Annotated in this window: 19 protein-coding genes; 8 read left to right on the forward strand and 11 right to left on the reverse strand. The window is 70.1% G+C overall.

The annotated features are described in order from the left end of the window. Positions 1-93: 93 nt before the first annotated feature. The 3 genes from ACWEF2_RS30605 to ACWEF2_RS30615 form a co-directional block, all read right to left on the reverse strand. Positions 94-405 carry a hypothetical protein gene (locus tag ACWEF2_RS30605; RefSeq protein WP_453819754.1) on the reverse strand — a complete coding sequence of 104 codons (312 nt, stop codon included), beginning with the start codon at positions 403-405 and terminating at the stop codon, positions 94-96. A gap of 69 nt (positions 406-474) precedes the next feature. After that, positions 475-711, reverse strand: coding sequence for a DUF397 domain-containing protein (locus ACWEF2_RS30610; protein WP_271218725.1), 237 nt, complete (start codon positions 709-711; stop codon positions 475-477). Continuing rightward, a complete protein-coding gene (locus ACWEF2_RS30615) occupies positions 712-1533 on the reverse strand; it encodes a helix-turn-helix domain-containing protein (RefSeq protein ID WP_453819767.1) in 822 nt (273 codons plus the stop codon). A gap of 222 nt (positions 1534-1755) precedes the next feature. Between ACWEF2_RS30615 and ACWEF2_RS30620 the strand changes: the two genes are divergently transcribed. Further along, a complete protein-coding gene (locus ACWEF2_RS30620; RefSeq protein ID WP_453819755.1) occupies positions 1756-2274 on the forward strand; it encodes an ATP-binding protein in 519 nt (172 codons plus the stop codon). Positions 2275-2619: 345 nt separating this feature from the next. After that, the gene (locus ACWEF2_RS30625; RefSeq protein WP_453819756.1) at positions 2620-5013 is read left to right on the forward strand and encodes a helicase-associated domain-containing protein; all 2394 of its coding nucleotides are present in this window, start codon (positions 2620-2622) and stop codon (positions 5011-5013) included. Here ACWEF2_RS30625 and ACWEF2_RS30630 read toward each other — a convergent pair. Then, positions 5004-6653, reverse strand: coding sequence for a DUF885 domain-containing protein (locus ACWEF2_RS30630; protein WP_453819757.1), 1650 nt, complete (start codon positions 6651-6653; stop codon positions 5004-5006). The two genes, ACWEF2_RS30625 and ACWEF2_RS30630, sit on opposite strands and share 10 nt — an antisense overlap. 251 nt (positions 6654-6904) lie before the next feature. Here ACWEF2_RS30630 and ACWEF2_RS30635 point away from each other — a divergent pair, with 251 nt between their 5' ends. Further along, on the forward strand, positions 6905-7225 hold the full coding sequence (locus ACWEF2_RS30635; RefSeq protein ID WP_453819758.1) for a GroES family chaperonin: 321 nt from the start codon (positions 6905-6907) through the stop codon (positions 7223-7225). 29 nt (positions 7226-7254) lie between these two features. Here the strand turns inward: ACWEF2_RS30635 and ACWEF2_RS30640 are convergent, their stop codons facing one another. The 3 genes from ACWEF2_RS30640 to ACWEF2_RS30650 form a co-directional block, all read right to left on the reverse strand. After that, positions 7255-8196: a hypothetical protein gene (locus ACWEF2_RS30640; RefSeq protein ID WP_453819759.1), complete on the reverse strand. Its 942-nt coding sequence runs from the start codon at positions 8194-8196 to the stop codon at positions 7255-7257. A 307-nt stretch (positions 8197-8503) separates the two neighbouring features. Then, on the reverse strand, positions 8504-8704 hold the full coding sequence (locus ACWEF2_RS30645; RefSeq protein ID WP_453819768.1) for a DUF397 domain-containing protein: 201 nt from the start codon (positions 8702-8704) through the stop codon (positions 8504-8506). After that, positions 8704-9180, reverse strand: coding sequence for a DUF5753 domain-containing protein (locus ACWEF2_RS30650; protein WP_453819760.1), 477 nt, complete (start codon positions 9178-9180; stop codon positions 8704-8706). Before ACWEF2_RS30650 ends, ACWEF2_RS30645 begins: the two co-directional genes overlap by 1 nt. Before the next feature lie 62 nt (positions 9181-9242). Between ACWEF2_RS30650 and ACWEF2_RS30655 the strand changes: the two genes are divergently transcribed. Further along, positions 9243-9875 (forward strand): M48 family metallopeptidase, encoded by a 633-nt coding sequence (locus ACWEF2_RS30655; RefSeq protein WP_453819761.1) that lies wholly within the window; start codon positions 9243-9245, stop codon positions 9873-9875. A 151-nt stretch (positions 9876-10026) separates the two neighbouring features. Here ACWEF2_RS30655 and ACWEF2_RS30660 read toward each other — a convergent pair whose 3' ends face one another. Then, positions 10027-10398 (reverse strand): hypothetical protein, encoded by a 372-nt coding sequence (locus ACWEF2_RS30660; RefSeq protein ID WP_355592748.1) that lies wholly within the window; start codon positions 10396-10398, stop codon positions 10027-10029. Positions 10399-10513: 115 nt separating this feature from the next. Beyond that, positions 10514-10993 carry a TIGR02611 family protein gene (locus tag ACWEF2_RS30665; protein WP_453819762.1) on the reverse strand — a complete coding sequence of 160 codons (480 nt, stop codon included), beginning with the start codon at positions 10991-10993 and terminating at the stop codon, positions 10514-10516. A gap of 375 nt (positions 10994-11368) precedes the next feature. Between ACWEF2_RS30665 and ACWEF2_RS30670 the strand changes: the two genes are divergently transcribed. After that, the gene (locus ACWEF2_RS30670; protein ID WP_453819763.1) at positions 11369-12355 is read left to right on the forward strand and encodes a phosphotriesterase family protein; all 987 of its coding nucleotides are present in this window, start codon (positions 11369-11371) and stop codon (positions 12353-12355) included. A 62-nt stretch (positions 12356-12417) separates the two neighbouring features. Here the strand turns inward: ACWEF2_RS30670 and soxR are convergent, their stop codons facing one another. Beyond that, a complete protein-coding gene (soxR, locus tag ACWEF2_RS30675) occupies positions 12418-12912 on the reverse strand; it encodes a redox-sensitive transcriptional activator SoxR (RefSeq protein ID WP_453819769.1) in 495 nt (164 codons plus the stop codon). 116 nt (positions 12913-13028) lie between these two features. Continuing rightward, on the reverse strand, positions 13029-13250 hold the full coding sequence (locus ACWEF2_RS30680; protein WP_355592754.1) for a DUF6158 family protein: 222 nt from the start codon (positions 13248-13250) through the stop codon (positions 13029-13031). Between the two features lie 144 nt (positions 13251-13394). Between ACWEF2_RS30680 and ACWEF2_RS30685 the strand changes: the two genes are divergently transcribed. The 3 genes from ACWEF2_RS30685 to ACWEF2_RS30695 form a co-directional block, all read left to right on the forward strand. Beyond that, complete coding sequence (locus ACWEF2_RS30685; protein WP_453819764.1) at positions 13395-14354, forward strand: LysR substrate-binding domain-containing protein; 960 nt, start codon at positions 13395-13397, stop codon at positions 14352-14354. An 83-nt stretch (positions 14355-14437) separates the two neighbouring features. Next, a complete protein-coding gene (locus ACWEF2_RS30690; protein ID WP_453819765.1) occupies positions 14438-15931 on the forward strand; it encodes a S1 family peptidase in 1494 nt (497 codons plus the stop codon). A 123-nt stretch (positions 15932-16054) separates the two neighbouring features. Beyond that, a partial coding sequence (locus ACWEF2_RS30695) for a hypothetical protein (RefSeq protein ID WP_453819766.1) occupies positions 16055-17586 on the forward strand: 1532 nt, incomplete at its 3' end.

Genomic DNA, 17586 nt, shown 5'->3' on the forward strand with positions numbered 1-17586 from the left:
CTCTCTCCCTCTGTGGGCCCCGGCGGGGGGGTGCGCGGGGGGGGCGGGGGGCGCCCCCGCCCGGGGGGCCCCCCCCCCCCGCGGCCGGGCCGGTCAGGCCGCCGCCACACCGGGTTGCGGTCCCCGGCCGGTCAGCCATTCCAGGACGTCACGGTGACCTCGGCGGGCCTCCTCGAAGTGGCGCCATCGCCAGTAGCGAGGCTGGTCGCGTACTCCGGTGACCCAGGTGCGATAGGAAACCGGAGTGTCCGCACCGTCGCCCGTGGCCTGCGAGGCGACGCCATAGGTGCGGATAACGACGCGACCGCCCGGTGCGAACAGCACATCGTCGGCCACGGGATACAAGGTCATTCGGTCGAGCATGGTCTGAGCCCCCAATCGCTGTTGGCTCAAACTCTCATCCACCGGACCGCTCCCCGGATTACGTAACGGGCGCGCCGAGGTTAACCAAGCGCGCCCGAGGTAAAAACGGTGTTACACCGTAAGGCTGTCGAACTCCCCGTCTTTCACCCCGAGCACCAGCGCACGGATCTCGTCGCGGGTGTAGATCAGTGCCGGACCCCCGGGAAAACGAGAGTTCCGCACCGCGATACTGCCGTCCGGCAGTTCGGCCAGCTCGACGCAGTTGCCCGTCGAGTTGCTGTGACGACTCTTCCGCCAGCTCGCCCCGGCCAGGTCCGTGGCGGGCATGCCGTTGTAGGTGTGCTTCATTTAGATCTCTCTGAGAAGGTCGCCGAGTATCTCGGCGGTGCCCCCAGGCGTGGTGCTTTCCACGCACAGCTGCTCCATGGCTGTGAGGTATGGATCAATGTCCTCACGTTTGTCCAGGTAGAGGGCACCCCAGAGCTGCTCGACATAGACGACGTCCGACAAGTCGGACTCGGGAAACCGTAAGATGCTGAACGCACCACCCTCGGCCGCGTGCATGCCGAACCGGAAGGGCATCACCTGGATGGTGATGTTGGGCAGCGTGGCCACCTCCAGCAGATGCCGGAGCTGTTCACGCATGATGCCCTCTCCTCCGATGGGACGCTTCAGGGCCGCCTCGTCGATGACCGCCCACAGTCGCGGGCCGTCCTTCTTCGTCAGGCGTTCCTGCCGCTGCATGCGCATGTGCACACGGCGCTCGATATCCGCCTCCGGCACGTCCGGGTAGCCCAACCGGATCACGGTGCGCGCGTAGGCCGCGGTCTGCAGCAGGCCGGGAACGAACTGCACCTCGTAGGTGCGGATAACGTTCGCCGCCTCCTCCAGACCCACATAGGTGGTGAACCAGGTCGGCAGAAAATCGCCGTACTTGTGCCACCAACCAGGGGTGTTCGCCTCGCGGACCATCTCCAGCAGGCCGCGCCGTTCTGCGTCGTCGAGCACGCCGTACAGGGTGAGCAGATCCTCCACGTCTCGCGTCTTGAAACCGACACGACCCAGTTCCATTCGGCTGATCTTGGACTCCGAGGCCCGGATGTGGAATCCGGCCACCTCACGGGGGAGCCCCTTCTCCTCACGCAGGCGACGCAGGCTTGCGCCGAGCATGATGCGCCGAACGGTGGAACCGGTACCGGGCGGGTCCATGGACACGTGGTTGCTCCTCGCTCGCTTTCCTGATCGACAGTCTGTCACTTCGCGGCCCAAGTTTCCCAAGCCGCGGCCAAGATCCCCTTTCCATCCTGATTGCCGAATTCATGGGTAACCGTAGCGGTTGCACACACCTTATGCACGTGCATTCGCTCTTGCACCTGCACGGGAGTTTGCAGCATGATGATCTCTGTGCAGTCCGCCCAAACCGCGCTCTCTCGAACCCCCTGGACGGCGCTCGACTGGTGGCCCCCCGTCGGCTGGTGGCCCGACACGGCCCGCGACCTCGTGTCCGGGTCGCCGGCCATGGCCAGCGCCACCTTCGTGCTCCCCCCGCAGCCCGAGTGCGTCCACTCGGCCCGCAGCTTCGCGACGGGGACACTCACCGGCTGGAAACTCGCCGAGCTGAGCGAGAACATGGAGTTGATCGTCTCGGAGCTGGCCACCAACGCCTTCAAACACGGCCTCCGGCTGGCCGAGGCACGCTCGAAGGAGCCGATCAGGCTCTCCCTGTTACGCCGCGGGGCCGTCGTCACCTGCGCGCTCAACGATCCGGGATCGGGCTTCCCCACACTGCGCGACCCCTCACCCCTGGACGTCGGCGGCCTCGGACTGCACATCGTCGAGTCGCTGAGCGCCCGCTGGGGCTGGGCTCCGCTGGCCCCCTACGGCAAGATCGTCTGGGCCGTCCTCCGTTAGAGCCCGTCCCGCGGACCACACCCGACCCCGGCATCCGTACGGTCCCCAGGGCCCACAGTCCCCCAGGGCTCCCCGTGACATTAGGGTCCCCGCCGTCAACGGTGACCCGCCCAGAACTCAACAGCCCCTCCCGAAAGGCGCCGCCTCCTCCCCACCTGGCGCCGACCGGTCCCGGGACCGCCAAGCACCCTCCGCGGGCGGCCCCGGGACCGGTCAGAGGGGGGAACATCATTGGAACCGGTTGCATTCTGCGCGGTGCATCCCGTCGGGGATGCCCTCTGCATTACCGTGGATGCCTATGGCTCACGGAGAGTCCCGCGCGTGATTCCTGCAGAGAGCTGCGAGATGGACGATCATCTGCTCGGCTGGTTGAAAACCCTCGACGAAGAACGGCTCACCCGGGTTCTGGCCAACCGGCCGGACGCCATAGCCCCGCCGTGGCCGCGCCGCCTCGACACCCTGGCGCAGCGGCTGGGCAACGGGTTCGCGGTGATGGCGGTGATGCGCGGCCTTCCGCTGCCCACCCTGGAGGTCACCCAGGCGGCGCTGGCCCTGGGCAACCGGGTCGACCTGGAGTCGCTGGCCCGGTTCATGGGCGTGCCGGAGGCCGAGGTGGCCCCCTGGGTCGGCAGGCTCTTCGACCACGCCCTGGCCTGGCCCGACGCCGACGGGCGGATCTGGATCGCCGACGGGGTCGCCCGGTGGTGGACGACCCCGTGCGGGCTCGGCGAACCGCTCACCCACTATCTGAACTCCTGGACGGTCAGCGCCGACGCCCTGCGCGCCCTCGCCAGGGCCCTCGGCCTGCCGCAGGGTCCCAAACGCCAGACGGTCGACAGGGTCGCCGAGACGCTCTCCGACCCCGGGCGGCTGAGCGCCCTCATCGAGCGGGCTCCGGAGGGGACCAGGAGACTGCTGGAGGAGTTCGCCTGGGACGGCCCGATCCGCGACATCGACGGCGGCCGGTTCGTGGCGCCGGGCTCGGCGGAGAAGTGGGCCGGCGACCACGGGGTGCTCTTCCGGCCGAGCTGGAACATCGCCGAGATGCCCCGGGAGGTGGCGCTCGCGCTGCGCGGCCCCGACTATCACCCGCCGTTCACCCCCTGCCCGCCCGATCTGGCGACCGTCCCGGTGGATCCCGAGTCGGTGGACCACCTGATGACGCTGGCGGCCCCGCACATGGTGGAGCGCTGCGCCGCGATGCTGGAGAACACCGCGAAGGCCCCGCTGCCGCTGCTGAAGGCGGGCGGGGTCGGTGTGCGGGAGGTGCGGCGACTGGCCAGGGAGACCGGCTGCGACGAGGACGAGACCCGGTTGCTGCTGGAGATCTGCGCGGTGGCCAGATTGCTGGCCTGGGACGACTCGGCCGCGGGACTGGTGCCCACCGAGAAGTTCGACCGCTGGCGGCTGGACGACGCGGCGGCCAGGCTCCGGGTGCTGCTGTCCGCCTGGTGGCGGATGGAGCGTTCGTCACTCCGCCGGGTCGGCGGCAAGTACGGCACCGTGCTCGGCGACGATCCGGCCGGGACCTCGGTCGGCCGCGCCCGCCGGGCGGTGCTCGGCGTGCTGGCCCGTCTCCCCGCCAGTACGGCGTGCGCCGACCGGACCGGGCTGGTCGAGTCCGCGCATTGGCACGCTCCGCTGCTGGATCGGGCGCTGCTGGCCGAGTGCGCCCCGGCCGTGCTGGAGGAGGCCAGGATGCTCGGGCTGGTCTCCTACGACACGATCACCGACCTGGGGCGCGCGCTGGCCGCCCTGGACGCCGCCGGGGACGAGAACGACGACTGCGCGCCGCTCGTGGAGAACGACCCGCAGCTGGTGGAGTGCTCGACCCGGGCGCTGGCCAGTGTGCGGCGGAGCGCGCTGTTCGGCGCCGACCTCACCGCCGTGGTGACCGGACCGCCCGCCGGCGAACTGGCCGAGCTGCTCGACCGGACCGCCGAACGCGAGTCGCGGGGCGCCGCCTCGGTGTGGCGGTTCACCCCGGCGAGCGTGCGCCGCGCGATGGACGCCGGCTACACCGCCGACGACCTGCTCGCCGACCTCGCCGAGGTGGGCACGGTTCCGCAGCCGCTGGACTATCTGGTGCGCGACGTCGCCAGGCGGCACGGCGAGGTCACCGTGACCACGGTCGCCTGCATCGTGCAGGCCTCCGACCCGGTGCTGCTGGCCGAGATCGCCGGGCATCGGCGGCTGGCCAGGCTGGGCCTGCGGCTGCTCGCGCCGACCGTGCTCGCCAGCGCGCTGCCCGCCGACAAGACCCTGGCCGTGCTGCGGGAGAACGGCTACGCCCCGGTCCCGGTCGAGGACACCGGGGAGATCACCATCCGCCGGGCCCGGGTCGAGGAGCCGCGAGGCGGGCGGCTGATCCTGCTGCCCGGCGGGCAGGTGGCCGAGCTGGAGCAGCCGCCGTATCCGCTGTTCGAACCGCCTCCGGACCCGCGTGAACACGCCGGCCGGCTGCTCACCGCCGAGAACGACGTCTCCCGGCAGAACGGCAGGACGTGGGCGATCATCGGCCGCATGGCCTCGCGGTTGCCGACGGCCCAGCAGTCGCTGCTCGGTTTCGTGGTGGACCGGGGGGTGCGGGCGGCGATCACGCTGACCGACGGCCTGACCGCCACCATCAGCCACGGCGAGCTGCGCGGCGGCGTGCTCGACGCCTGGTGCGAGGAGGCCGGAGACTACCTGGAGTTCCCGCTGGCCGACATCGTGGAGGTCCGGGGCGCCTACGCCTGACCCTCCAGGGCCACCCGGCGGGCCAGGCCCAGGGGCAGCCCGCCGGAGCCCGCGAGGGTGTCGTGGAAGGCGCGCAGGTCGCCCCGGCCCGCGGCCAGATAGTCGTCACGGATGCGGTCGATCTCCAAGGCGCCCGTCAGGTAGGAGGGGGCCTGGGTCGGCCAGGCGCAGTAGCGGTTGACCTCTCCCCTGGAGGTGCCGGGGGTGAGCGACGAGGAGGTGGTCATGAACTCCTCCGCCTCCTCGACGCTCATGTCACCGCAGTGCAGCGAGGTGTCCACCACGATGCGGGCCGCCCGGAAGAGGCGGAAGTCCAGGTGGGCGAGCTCCTGGGCGGGCGTGGCGAAGTAGCCCTGCTCCCGCATGACCTTCTCCACGTACAGGGCCCACCCCTCGGAGAAGTACGGCGTGCGGAACAGCTTGCGGACCCGGCGCGGACTGCCCGCCATCCAGGACAGGTGCCAGTGGTGGCCGGGGTAGGCCTCGTGGACGGCGATGGAGGGCATCTGCGCCCTGGCGTTGGTGCGCAGCCGCTGCCGTACCTGCTCCTCGGTGAAGGAGCCGGGGGTGAACGGCACGAAGAAGTGCCCGATCCGGGAGGCGGACAGGGGCGGGGGCTGCATGTAGGAGGCCACCGAGAGGATGGGCCGCTGGAACTCCGGCGACGGCACCACACGGCACTCCTCACCGTCGGCGAACGTCACCAGGCCGCGTTCGCGTACGAACTCCCTGGCCCGCTCGGTCTCGGCCTCGTACTCGGCCCGCATGTCCTCCAGGGTCGGCGCGTGGTCGTCCTGGAGCGCGGTGACGGCCGCGTGCCAGTCGTCGGAACCGCCGGGCAGCCGCCGGGCGACCTCGCGCATCTGCGCGTCCAGCTCGTCGTAGGCCGCCCGGCCGAGCCCGAGCAGCTCGTCGGCGCCGTAGCCGAGCATCTCCCGCTCCCGCAGCAGCCTGGAGTAGAGCTCCTCCCCCATCCGCCACGTACCCGTGGCCCGGAACCCCTCCAGGAAGTCCACCAGCTCGTCGAAGGCCGCCGCCGCGGGCTCCGCCGCCTCGATCAGCCGGGCGCGCAGCCGCTCGTCGGCGACCTGACCGGGCACCGTCTCGGTGAGGAAGCGCCGTCCGGTCCGTGCCTGGCCCAGCCCCCGCTCGACCAGCAGCGCCGCCGCCAGAGCCGGGTCCAGGTTCTCGCGGCAGGCCGCGAGCACGTCCGGCACCTCGGCCAGCCGGGCGACGGCCGAGGCGACCAGGTCGGCCTCGGAGGAGAGCCGGTGCAGGAAGGGGCCGAACATCGAGGCGAAGATCGTTCCCAGGTAGACGGAGGGGTCACGCCGCCAGGTGGGCCAGGTCTCGTAGGCGAGGGCGCCGCGCAGGGTGGACATGACGAGCTCGCGGTCGATCTCGTCCGCGAAGTCCGCGAAGTCCTCGGGGGCTCCGGGACCTCCGGACCCCTGAGGGGCCCCGGCCGCCTGGAACCGCTCCAGCCAGTCCCGCGACTCCCGCTCCCTGGCCAGGATGCCCGCCTCGGTGAAGTCGCCGAGAGTCCGGTCACATCCCTCCGCTCCGGCCAGAGCCGCCTGAACCGGATTGGCGTCCAGGTACCAGCCGAGGAAGTCATTCACGAGTTCAGAAGAGGTCATAACGGGAGATCCTACTTGGCATGTCATAACGATTATCGAGCGTCAAACCGGGCGGGACCATCAATGGGCGACGCCCTCGGAGGCCGTCGCGCGGTGGCGCGGAAGGACGCGATCGACGGCGTGACGACCGGGTTCGCCGGAGCCCGCCGGGCGGCCCTACCGGACCGGCCGACGAGATCGGCGGGCACATCGGCGGGTACGGCGTCACCTTTCCCACCGGTACGGTGCCGTCCTTCCCATAAGCTTCTGCTGTGGGTGACCCGAAGTTCGAGATCCAGATGCTCCACGACCGCGTCATGGTCAAGATCGAGCAGGAGTCCGAGGAACGGCGCAGCACCGCGGGGATCGTCATCCCGGCGACGGTGAAGATGGCCAACCGGCTCGTCTGGGGTGAGGTCTGCGGCGCCGGCGCGAGCGCCCGGACCGTGAAGGTCGGCGACAAGGTCCTGTTCAATCCGGAGGACCAGTACGAGGTCGAGGTCCACGGCCAGCTCTACCTCGTCATGCGCGAGCGCGACCTGCACGCCATCGCCACCCCGCAGACCGACAACGGCACCGGCCTGTACCTCTGACCCCGCCCCCTCCTCCCCTGTCCGGCGGGTCAGCCACGGGTGTAGCTGAGATAGACCTTCCGGTTCCAGTCGTCGGCGGAGATGTCGGCCAGCACCCGCATTCCCTTGCCCTTGAGGTTGAGCAGCACGGCCCGGTAGGCGCCCGCGCTGGGGATGACCGCGACGAAGCTCTTCTCGTCCCACCAGCCCAGCAGCGCCTTCGGCCTGACGTTCACCTTGGCGGCCAGACGGCCGGAGACACGGTCCCAGACGCAGACGTACTCGGTGTAGGTCGCCGGGCACCAGGTCATCATCCCGCGCCCCGAGGGGGAGAAGGCGTCCTCACCCCCGGCGGGGGCGCCGGTCTTCGCCAGGGTGCGCCTGACCTCGCCGTCCTGGCCGTAGAAGCGGGTGCCACCCCGGTACTCGGCCACCAGCTGGGCGTTGTCGGGGGTCCACCGGAACCGCGCGGCCCCGTCCACCTCGGGCACGGGCACCGTCCTGGCGGTCTTCGCCACCGCGTCGACGATCACGAAGCCGGTGGTCTCCCAGCCGGTCCCGGCCTTCCGCTGAACGGTCAGGACCGCCTTGCGGCCGTCGCGGGACCAGTGGGCGAAGTGGGCGACGAGCGGCTTCTGAACGGTCTGGATCCTGGTGGCGTTCTCCCCTGCCAGATCGGCCAGCAGCACCGAGTCGTGGCCGGCGTTGTAGGAGCTGGGGACCGCCAGGGCCTTGGCCCCCCGGGGAGCCACCGTGATCTCCTGATAGCCGCCCTGCTTGGCGAACGCCTCCCCCCTGCGCAGGTAGGCCAGATCGCCCAGGGTGTAGGAGGTCACCGTGAGCGGGTCTCCCGGACTCTCCCTGACGGTCACCCCGGTGTCGGGCAACGTGACGTCCGCGGGCAGCGCGGCGTGGGCGGCGGTCGGGGCCAGTACGGCCGCCAAGGCCGTGATGACGGCACAACCGATCAGTCGGTGAAACCCGGAAGTCATAGGCACGGCCGCAGCTTAGGACGGGAGTTCCTCATAGTTGGTGATCTATAACGGATCGGTCCGCCTGACAAGGGCGGCCCGGTACGGCGTCCGCCCGCCGTACCGGATCGGGGCTGCTCCGACGGCCGCCGTTTTCGGTCGCCGCGGTGCCGGACCAACGGCGTCACCGGTTCCCCATGTCATCTCTCGCGAAAGCGCTCGACATTCGATGAATTGGAGATGCAAAAGCTACCGAAGCAAGGATTGATGAGCGATTTACCGACTGGGCGAGTGCGCACCCAGATCGAAATCAATCAAGTCATGTGGATCAAGCTTTCAACTCGCCCACCTTGATGCTGTCGAGGAAGGTCTTCCACTCAGAGCGAGCGAAGAGGAGGACTGAACCGTCAGGGTTCTTACTGTCACGGACAGCGATGACACCGGGCAGATTGCTGGCCACTTCGACACAGTTGCCACCGTTGGTGCTGCTCAAGCTCGACTTACGCCACTTAGCCCTGGTCAGATCCATCACTCGACCATCCTCGCTATCAGTTCCAGCGACGCCCTCTGCGGGAGTGCCTCCGCGCGGAGGGCATCGAACACGTATGTGACCGCCTCAACATCCTCGCGACGCTGGACGATATGACCGTTTGCTGCTGTCTCCAAGTAAACGGTATCCAGGCCGTTTCGGAAACCCGCGATGACGAAAGCGCCCGCGAGCCCCGGATGCGCGGCTGTCTCCTTCGGCACGATTTGAATCGTGATCTTAGGGTGCTTGCCTAGCTTGATGAGCTGGGCAATTTGGCTTTGCATGATTTCGGAGCCACCTATGGCTCGGTGCAGAACTCCCTCATCAAGCACGATCCAGAGTGCTGGGGGATCGCCTCGTTCAAGAATCGCCTGCCGTTCGATCCTTGCGGCCACCATCTCCTCGATCCGCTCTGGGGAATCTCCGGGACGGCCTCCCATGAGCATCGGGAGAACGGGGAGAGCAGATCCTGGCACTCGGCGAGCTGGTCTCCACGGTCCTCGATGTCACCGTCGAGATCAGCGCGCGACGCACGAGCGTGCGGCTCACCGTGGACCGCGATGCCTCGGTGATCGCGACGGTGCCGCCACGGGTCGGGCGAGACGAACTCACCCGGATCGTGGTCTCCCGGCGGCGCTGGCTGTACGGCAAGCTCGCCGAGCACAGCGCGCTGGACCCGCCTCGCCCATCTCACGCCTATCTGACCGGTGAGGGCTTCCTCTATCTGGGCCGGAGCCACCGTCCGCTTCTCGTCGACTCGGCCCCTGCCCCGGTCCGGCTGATCCGGGGGCGCCTGGATCTCCGGCGTGACTGCGTGGGGGATCCTGCCGGTCACATCGTGCGGTGGTATCGCCGACGGGGGAGACCATGGCTGATCAACCGCATCGCGCCGTGGGCGGAGCGGCTCGGTGTCACACTCACCGACCTGCGGGTGCTTCCCCTCGGCTATCGCTGGGGGTCCTGTTCTCCCAGCGGGCACGTCAACATTCACTGGGCCACCATGCAGGTCGCCCCGCTCTTGGTGGACTACGTGCTTGTCCACGAGCCGGCTCATGTGAAGCACGCCGATCACTCTCCGGAGTTCTGGCGGATCGTCGAGCGCGCCCTGCCGGATTATCGAACCCGCCGCGAGCAGCTGAAGCGTCTCGGCCCCGGCCTCTGGCTGCCTTGATCACCGGGTGACCACAAGAACGGAGACAGGGGACGGCGGACGGGCCGGGCGGGGCGGTCGTCACCGCCCCGCCCGGCCCGTCGGATCGGACCGGTTTTCGGGCACCGGCCTGGAGGTACGGCCTCGAAGACGCCGGTCCTCGGGGAACGGCCTAGAAGTAGCCGGCGCCCGTGATCGTGGCCGGCTGGTCACCGGTGTTCTTCACCCTGAACCGGATGCAGTGCGGAGCCGGGGAGTCTCCGGCCGCGACGTGGGCGGCGTGGTCGTTGGCGGGGATCGAGACCGTGCCGACGGACCGTCCGCGGCAGTTGGCGACCTTCACCTCCGTCGGCTCGGTGTTGTTCTCCAGCTTGACCAGCACGTGGCCCTTGTAGGGGGCTGTGGGGGCGAGCGTGCGGCTGAGGAACACCTCGGCGCCGGGGTTCACCGTCGCGCTCAGGTTCACCGCGTCGGCGTGGGCGGTGCCGGCCAGGGCGACCATTCCACCGGCCACCAGCGCGAGCGTCGAGGACAGGATGCGCATCGGACGTCACTCTCCTTGCATGTCCTTGGGGATGAGACGCAGAGGACATTACGGAGGGTGACGCATCGGAATGGCCATGTGACCGTCGGCGCCGGGTAAAGGATCTGCGGCGGGGTCAGGGGCCGAGGAGTTTGCGGGCCTCGACGATCAGGTCGAGGTGGAGGCTGAACTTGAGGCCGTAGTAGACGATGGCCGTGGCCGCGGCGGCGGCGGTGAGGATCACCAGGATCTTGACGGTCCAGCCCCGGCGGCCGAGCCAGGCCGTCCAGGCCGAGAGCGTCCGCTTGCCGAACTCCAGGAGGCGGTGGGCCCAGTGGAACTCGGTGGCCAGGACCGCGAGACCGGCGAAGACCACCAGCCAGCCGGGGCCGGGGAAGGGGACCATGACGAGCCCGCCGACGACCAGCACGCCGCCGACGGCGCCGATGACGATCTTCAGGGTGAGACGGCCCGTGCGGGTCGATCTGACACCGTCGAGCCGGCCGTGGATGCCGGACCGCCGCGCGGCCTCGTCCTTCAGCTCGTCGGCGTCACCGGTCTCGGACGGGCGCTCGGACTCGTCACGGGCGCTCCGCATCGCATCTGAGATGGCCACGCACTCCCCTCGGCCTGTCGGTTTCGACTAAGAATAGGGCCGCCTGCCCCGTCGTTTGGTATTCCGCGGCTTGTGGCGTACCCAGAAATCCGCCGCGTGCGCGGGAGCCGGATGGTGACCTGTTCCCGGGAGGCGTCCGGCCGCCTCCCCGCAACCCCGGCGCCCACCCTGACCCAAGGCGTCCCGGAGGCCCCGGTACGGCTCTCTCCGGCCGTCCGGGGTGGCAGGTTCGGCCCCGTCGCCGGGCACGGCGAGCCCGCTCGGCGACGGCCGGGGTGGGACGATCTCCAACGCCGGGACAGTGCGCCTAAAACCCAAGGTAAAACCCTAAGAAATTGGGTTATTTTAGGACCAAAAATGAGTTAATGTCCGTTCATGTCTGAGGCTCCCCTTGTCAAGACCGTCAGCATCAGTACCGTCAACGGCCCCTGTGCCGCTTCCGCCGTCCACGGCGCGGTCCTGCCCCGCGAGCACCTCCGCAGCGATCTGCGCTGGGCGATCGGCGTCCCCTCCGACCCACACCGCTGGCTGGACGAGGAGCAGGCGGTCGCCGGAGAGCTGCGCGAGTTGCGACGGTCCGACGGACTCGGCCTGGTCGTCGAGCTGAGCTGCATCGGCATGGGCCGGGACGCCACGACGATGTCCAGGATCGCGGCGTGCAGCCGGGTGGCCGTGGTCGCGGGCACCGGATTCTTCGCCGGGCCCTTCACCCCCTCCTGGGCGCTGGACGCCGATGTGGACACGCTCACCCGCTACCTGCTGACCGAGATCAACGACGGCCTCGACGGCACCGGCTCCCGCCCCGGCGTGATCGGCGAGATCGGCGTGTGGGGCGAGGAGCCGACCTCGGCGGAGGAGCGCTGCGCGACCGCCGCCGCCAGGGCCGCCCTCTCCTCGGGACTGCCCGTGGCCACCCACCACCGCGGCGGTCTGCCCCTGATGGAGATCCTGCTCGGCGAGGGCCTGCCCGCCCACCGGATCAGCGTCGCCGACGCCGGGACCGACCCGGTGATCCCACGCAAGATCGTCGAGCTGGGCGGTTACGTCTGCCTCACCTCGCTGGGCACCGACCGGCTCCGCGACGCGCTCGACCTCATCGAGGCCGGATACGCGCACCGGCTGCTGCTCAGCAGCGGCCTGTCCAGGGTCTCCGAGATCGAGCGGTACGGCGGGGGCGGCTACAGCCACCTGTTCCGCACCTTCCTGCCCAGGCTGCGCGAGGCCGGGGTGAGTGAGGGGACCATCCATACGATCGTCCACGACAACCCCCTCCGCTGGCTGACCTGCGCCGAGCGGTACGTCCCCCCCGCCGCCCCGGACGCCGGGCGTGTCCTGACCGACCAGGGCACCGGCCAGGCCTGACGCCGCCCGGAGCCGCCCGAGGCTCCCAATGGCGGCCCCCTGACGCGGCCGGGGCGGCGCGACTACTCGTCCGCGGCCTCCGGCCCCGCGCCTTCCCTGCCGGAGACGCCGGAGACGCCGGAGACATGGTCGTGCGAGGAGACCATCAGCCGCGAGCCCGGCCCCCTGGCCGCCGCCGCGTCGTCGGGGTTGGCCAGCGCGCAGCGGTCCAGGGAGAGACAGCCGCAGGCGATGCAGTCGGTCAGGCCGTCACGGAGCCGCTGGAGCTGCCTGATCCGGTCGTCCATCTCACTCCGCCACATCGCCGAGAGCCTGGCCCAGTCCTCACGGGTGGGGGTGCGCCCGTCGGGCAGCGCGGACAGCGCGTCCCGGATCGTCTTGAGCGGGATCCCCACCCGCTGGGCGACCCGGATGAAGGCGATCCTGCGGAGCATGTCCCGGGTGAAGCGGCGCTGGTTGCCCGCCGTACGGCGGCTGCGGATCAGGCCCTTGGCCTCGTAGAAGTGCAGGGCGGAGACGGCGACCCCGCTCCGCGCGGCAAGCTGGCCGACGGTCATCTCCGAATTCTTGAGCACGCTCCCACCCTAGCCTGACCTCGACAAAGGCTGAGGTTGCCTCCGGCGCCGTGCGTCGTCGCTCCAGGTCGGCCGGGATCACGCGCGGAGAACACACCCTAGCGGCGGCGTGCGCCGTCGCGGAGCCTTCCGGGGTCGACGTCCCGCTCCGGATGGCGGCGCAGGTACTCCCGCTCCAGCTCCTCGGTCCGCGTGGTGTGGTTGACGAGCGCCTCGGCGGAACCGTGCAGGAGCGTCTCGGTCCGGGTCGCGTGCAGGTGCCGCAACTCACGGAGCAGATCGACCTCGGCCAGGTCCTTCGGATCGATTCCCATTGTCATAGAGGCTCGCCTACCCCGTTACAGCTCTATTTCACCCCTTTAATCTGCCGCCCAGTGTCCGATTGGAACGATTTCACAAAAATGAGTCATATTTCATGACTTGTTTGGATTGCGGGCATACCTTCATAGCCTTACGTTCCCGGTATGGATCTAGAGCTCCGACACCTCAGGATCGTGCGTGCGGTCGCCGAGGCCGGGAGCGTCACCAAGGCTGCCAGCCATCTCGGGCTGGCCCAGCCCGCGTTGACCGCGCAGCTCAAACGGATAGAGCGAGTGCTCGGAGGTGCGCTTTTCGACCGCGACCACAATGGCGCACGGCCCACACCCCTCGGGGATCTGGTGCTGTCCAGGGCGATGGTGCTGCTGCCCGCGGCCCGGGAGCTGCAGGAGGAGGCGGTCCGGTTCGCCAACGCCAGCGGTGACGTCCCCCGGTACCGGCTGGGTGCCACCAACGGGCCCATCCTGGGCGGACTGGTCGACCGGCTCGCCACGGAGTGGCCGTCGACCCCGGTGAGCACCTACACCTCCTGGTCCGCCAAGGAACTCACCACGATGGTCATGCTGGGCAGGATCGACTTCGCGCTCATCGGCGCCTGCGGGGAGAGCGCGCCGCCGGTGGACGGGCCGGTGGTGTGGCTGACCGTGGGGATGGACCCGGTCTTCGTGCTGCTCAACACGGAGCACCCCCTGGCCACGCGGAAGGAGGTGACCCTCGCGGAGCTGTCCGGCGAACGGTGGGCGGTCACCCCCGGCGACAGCTGTTTCGGCGACTGCTTCGCCACGGCGTGTGCCCGCGCCGGCTTCACACCCCAGACCATCTACGAGACGGATGTGGCCACATGCATGCATCTGGCCAAGGTCGGCCGGGCGGCGGTACTCTGCCAGGCAACGTTCCAACCGGCGCCGGGAGTGACGATGGTGCCGCTCGTCGGCGCACCGCTGCGCTGGCGGCAACTGCTCGGCTGGCACCCGGAAGGGCCCTGTTCAGGCGCCGCGACAACGATCGTCGAGCACGCGAAGGCGGCACACGCCGACGCGATACGGCGGAGCACGCGCTATGCCGCCTGGCTCGCAGAAAACCCCCGTTATGGAACCTCCCCATAACGCGGCGATAGGGAGTATTTGATAGAACCGCACCTCGTGTGGGGGCCTTACCTTGGCGGCACCCACCACACGAGGAGATGCAAATGCTCCGCAGAAGAACCATGACGGCGGGTCTGGCGCTGACACTGGCGCTGGCCGCGCCCGCCGTCGCCCAAGCCGCCACCGGCGGCGAACCCACCCCCTCGGCGTTCGCCACGGCCAAGGCCCAGGCGGCGGCGACCGGCAAGCCCGCGCCCGCCCTGATCGACGCCATGAAGCGCGACCTCAAAATCACCGGCGAGCAGGCCACGGCCCGCCTGATCAACGAGGCCGCCGCGGCCAAGGTCGAGCCACTCCTGCGCAGGCAGCTCGGCGATGGCTGGGGCGGTGGCTGGGTGACCGGCCCGACCTCGGACTTCGTGGTCGCGACCAGTGACTCGAAGAAGATCACCACCATCGCCAAGGCGGGAGTGGAGGCCAAACTGGTCAAACACTCACTGGCCTCGCTGGAGGCGGTCAGGGCCAAGCTCGACGCCGTCACCGGCGCCCCCAAGGGCGTGCCCTCCTGGTATGTCGACGTCAAAAACAACACCGTCGTGGTGCAGGCCGGCGAGCCCGCGGCCGCCGAGGCGTTCCTGAAGGCGAGCGGCGCCGACAGGTCACTCATCCGGGTCGAGGCCTCGACGGAACATCCGCGACCGCTCTACGACGTCCGCGGTGGTGACGCCTACTACATCGCGAACCGTTCCCGCTGCTCGGTTGGCTTCTCGGTCACCCGCGGCTACGAGGGAGGCTTCGCGAGCGCGGGCCACTGTGGCAACCCCGGAGACCCCACCAGCGGCTCCAACGGGGTCGCGCAGGGCACCTTCCAGGGCTCGTCCTTCCCGGGTAACGACTACTCCTGGGTCGCGGTCGACTCCAACTGGACCCCGACCGGGGTGGTGAACGGCTACAGCAACGGCATCGTCCCGGTCGACGGTTCCGCCGACACGCCGGTGGGCTCGTCGATCTGCCGGGCCGGCTCGACCACCGGCTGGCACTGCGGCACCCTCCAGGCCCGCAACACCAGCGTCACCTACCCCGAGGGCACCATCACCGGCCTGGGCCGCACCACCGTGTGCGCCGAGCCCGGCGACTCCGGCGGCTCGTACATCTCCGGCAGCCAGGCCCAGGGCGTCACCTCCGGCGGCTCGGGCGACTGCACCTACGGCGGCACGACCTACTTCCAGCCGATCAACGAGATCCTGCAGGTCTACGGACTCACCCTGGTCACCGGAGGCGGCAACCCGCCGTCCACCGCATGCCAGAGCGCCTACAGCGGCTCGCTGACCTCCAGCCAGAGCGCCTACCAGCCGAGCAGCGCGGGCTACACCGCCGCCGCCGGCGAGCAGCGGATCTGCCTGCAGGGGCCGAGCGGCGCCGACTACGACATCTACCTGCAGAAGCGGAACGGTTCCACCTGGACCGACGTGGCCAGCGGGACCACCGCCAGCTCCGATGAGACGATCGTCTACAACGGCAGCGCGGGCACCTACCGTGTCCGGGTGCTCGCCTACAGCGGCTCGGGCTCCTACACCCTCGGTGTGGTCAAGCCGTAGTGGCCGGGCGCGAGGCGCCGTGACAGAACAGGGCTCCGGGCGCCGCCGCCCCCTCCGGAGGGGGCGGCGGCGTCGTGCCGGGAAATGGTGCGGTCATGCCGGCGCGTCGAGAACAATGAAGGAATGAGCGAGCTTCTGATCCTGACCGAGGGCACGGTGCTGACCCACCTGGTCACCCGGGCCGAGCTGGCGGCCGGCGCGCTGGCGGCCGGCGACGACCTGCGGCTCTGGGCACGGCTGGCCGACGGCGACGGGGTGCCGTCGGCCGGTGGCGGCCTGGTCCGCACCGTGGTCGACAGGGGCGAGCCGAGCCTGATCGGACCCGACGGCTGGCTGGCGAGGGTGGAGCCGGAGGACATGGTCGCGCTGCGCCTGCGCGACGGCAGGCTGGAGCTGTCCACCACGACGCTGACCGCCTTCCCCGCCGAGCGGGCGATCCGGATCACCCAGGAGTTCGCCGAGCAGGCGCTGGACGCGCTGCGCGCCTTCGCCGAAGGACTGGAGCCCAGCCCCGGCGTCCCGATCGACACGGTGATCCTGGAACTGCTGGTGAAGGCCCCCGACGCCTTCAGCGACCCGCTGCCTCCGCTGGCCCCACTGCTGCGCGGGGCCTCGCTGGAGGTGCGGCGAGGCCGGGTCGGCATCGTGGGCGCGCCGTGGGACACCGCGTCGGTCGCCGGCCTGGACCCGCTGGACATCATCAGACTGGCCCTGGTCCGCAGCACGCTGCGCGCCTACGACGAGGGCGCCGACCTGTCCAGGGCGATCACCTACCTGTCCAGGTCGGAGACGGTGCTCGCCAGGATCGCCGACGAGGTGGAGCGCGAACCGCTCACGCCGGCCCTGGTCGAGGCGCTGCCCCGCACCGAACCGGCCGCACTGCTGCTGATCGCCAGATCCGCCGAGGGGGAGGGCCGGTCGTTCGAGGCGGCCGGGTTCGTCACCGAGGTGCTCTCCGCCGCTCCGGGGCTGGGCCCCGCCGAGCGGGATGCGGCCGAATACGCCGCGTGCCGTACGAACCCCGACGATCCGCTCCCCGTGCGGGCGGCACATCTGTTCCGGCAGCTGCTCGCCTACGGCTACCGCCCGGCCCGCCGCCGCCTGATCGACGACCTGGTCGCGTTGAGCGTCCGGGTGGCCGAGCCCGCCCTGGCCGACCTGGCGCTGTTCGAGAACGACGTCGTCGGTGAGTTCCTCCAGGCGCGGGGCGAATGGCTCCGCGACGACGAGGTGGCGCTGCTGGAGTCGTGGCGCAGCACGCCGCTGCGCCTGTGGGAGGTCCTCGACGTCGCCGGAGACGAGATCACCCTGCGTGACGCGGCCCCGGGCGAGGCGGAGCCGGTGACGCTGGCCGACGACCTGCTCCCCCGGCAGGCCCGGCCAGGCGATCTGATGCTGACCAGGCTGCTGGACGACGGGACCGGTCCGCACGTGTTCGGTCACCCGTTCAAGGTGGACCCGGCACGCCGGCAGGAGATGCTCGCCCTGCTCACCGACCCCGTCGACCCCTACGCGGTGGCCGCCTTCTTCCGTCGCGCCGGGCGACCGCCCCGCGCGGCCGGGGGGGGGGGGGCCGTTGGGGCCACAAAATTAAGGGGGGGGGGGGGGCGGAGAGGGCGGGGAAACCGTGCCCCGCCAACCCCAATAGGAGGAGC

The sequence above is a fragment of the Streptosporangium sp. NPDC004631 genome (assembly GCF_053601935.1).